The sequence below is a fragment of the Allochromatium palmeri genome (assembly GCF_009720725.1).
Taxonomy (GTDB): Bacteria; Pseudomonadota; Gammaproteobacteria; order Chromatiales; family Chromatiaceae; genus Thermochromatium; species Thermochromatium palmeri.
Genome location: NZ_WNKT01000125.1, coordinates 1 through 1,386 on the forward strand (window position 1 = coordinate 1; position 1,386 = coordinate 1,386).

The 1,386-nt window shown below is 47.6% G+C and carries 4 protein-coding genes; all 4 read left to right on the forward strand.

Going from position 1 to position 1,386, the window contains the following annotated elements; genetic code table 11:
• The first annotated feature begins 276 nt into the window (after window positions 1–276).
• The 4 genes from GJ668_RS19720 to GJ668_RS19735 are packed head-to-tail and all read left to right on the forward strand — an operon-like array spanning window position 277 to window position 1,304.
• Complete coding sequence (locus GJ668_RS19720; RefSeq protein ID WP_155451782.1) at window positions 277–747, forward strand: hypothetical protein; 471 nt, start codon at window positions 277–279, stop codon at window positions 745–747.
• Window positions 740–877, forward strand: coding sequence for a hypothetical protein (locus GJ668_RS19725; protein WP_155451783.1), 138 nt, complete (start codon window positions 740–742; stop codon window positions 875–877). Before GJ668_RS19720 ends, GJ668_RS19725 begins: the two co-directional genes overlap by 8 nt.
• A complete protein-coding gene (locus tag GJ668_RS19730; protein ID WP_155451784.1) occupies window positions 877–1,080 on the forward strand; it encodes a type II toxin-antitoxin system HicB family antitoxin in 204 nt (67 codons plus the stop codon). The genes GJ668_RS19725 and GJ668_RS19730 overlap by 1 nt, the downstream gene beginning before the upstream one ends.
• Window positions 1,077–1,304 carry a type II toxin-antitoxin system HicA family toxin gene (locus GJ668_RS19735; RefSeq protein ID WP_155451785.1) on the forward strand — a complete coding sequence of 76 codons (228 nt, stop codon included), beginning with the start codon at window positions 1,077–1,079 and terminating at the stop codon, window positions 1,302–1,304. Before GJ668_RS19730 ends, GJ668_RS19735 begins: the two co-directional genes overlap by 4 nt.
• Window positions 1,305–1,386: the final 82 nt, after the last annotated feature.

Below are 1,386 nucleotides of genomic sequence, written 5' to 3' on the forward strand. Positions count from 1 at the left end.
GGATGGTTTTATCAATCTTCGTGATGGGAATCTTTACACTCCAGACGGATCCATCTATTTTCCTTGGAAGAAATGAACCCGCTAAGCATCTCTTGCCCAAGCAAAAAGGGGACGGATTTATTTTTCCCGGCAAGAGTTAAAACGCGCCTAACGAGCCGGTCAAGCCGACCCCGCGCGGTCGGCGTCGTGGGCTGGTTGCAAGCGTCGTGCCGCGCGCGGGTCGGCTTACCTTGGTCGTTGGGCGGCTCGACATTGCGAGCGCGGGAGACTCTCTAGATGGACTATTTTCAAGGTGTGGTTGCAGATTACTTGCGCGCGCATCGTTCGACATTCATCAACTCGGAATTTCTGCTACAGCTTGATGAGGGCAAAGTCCTCGGCAAGGGGCGATATTGGTACTGCGATATTGTCGCCGTAGACTTCTCCCAGCGCGGCATCTTTTTATGCGAAGTGACATATTCAAAAACCGTCCATGCTTTGATAAAGCGGCTGTCCTTTTGGAACCAACATTGGGTCGCATTATGCAATGGAATATATCGAGAAACCGGAATTCCTAAAGACTGGAGTGTTAAGCCCTGGCTGTTTATACCGGAAGAGCGCCGAGGAATCCTTGACGACAAGCTTGCGAATATTGTAGGGATCGGTTCAGAAGGCTGCCAGATACCTCGCCCCGATATAACCTATCTCGAAGAGGTCATGCCGTGGAAATATGACAACCACGACCGAGAGCCTTCGAGAAATGAATAGCGACACAGAAGCAAAAATGGCGCAGGTCAAGATCAATGGCAAACCGCCCAACGATGGCACTCAGCCGAGCGCGCGAATAGCGCGCCGGCTGATGCTGGCGTTAGCAACTGAAAAACAGGAAATAATCTAATGAAAATACAGATACTGCTTGAATCGAGTGAAGAGGGTGGCTACACAGTTATTGCTCCAACCCTCCCTGGGTGTATTTCTGAAGGAGATACAAAAGAAGACGCAATAAAAAACATCAAAGAAGCCATCGATCTTTATATGGAGCCGGTTGAAGATGATATTTTAATAATGCCAAGCGCAGAAATAATGGAACTTGCCGTATGAATAAAGTACCCAGCCTAAATTATGATAAGGTCATAAAAGCGTTACAAAGAGATGGCTGGGTAATAGTTCGTCAACGTGGGTCTCATATACGAATACAAAAGCATATTGATGAAGAAATTCTGAAGATAACTATTCCGGCGCACAAACCAATAAAACGATCCACTTTATCCCACATTTTAAAACAAGCGCGAATTTCAGTTGATGATTTTGCCCAAAAAATATAGAAATGCTAATCGGGTAAGGGCGGGTATTTAGCCCGCCCTCCCCACACCACCTAGCATGCGGGTCCGCACTAGGCGGTTCACA

Bases quoted from the DNA above. Each gene is read 5' to 3' on its own strand.
- GJ668_RS19730 (WP_155451784.1), top strand. From the start codon at position 877: ATGAAAATACAGATACTGCTTGAATCGAGTGAAGAGGGTGGCTACACA.
- GJ668_RS19720 (WP_155451782.1), top strand. From the start codon at position 277: ATGGACTATTTTCAAGGTGTGGTTGCAGATTACTTGCGCGCGCATCGT.
- GJ668_RS19725 (WP_155451783.1), top strand. From the start codon at position 740: ATGAATAGCGACACAGAAGCAAAAATGGCGCAGGTCAAGATCAATGGC.
- GJ668_RS19735 (WP_155451785.1), top strand. From the start codon at position 1,077: ATGAATAAAGTACCCAGCCTAAATTATGATAAGGTCATAAAAGCGTTA.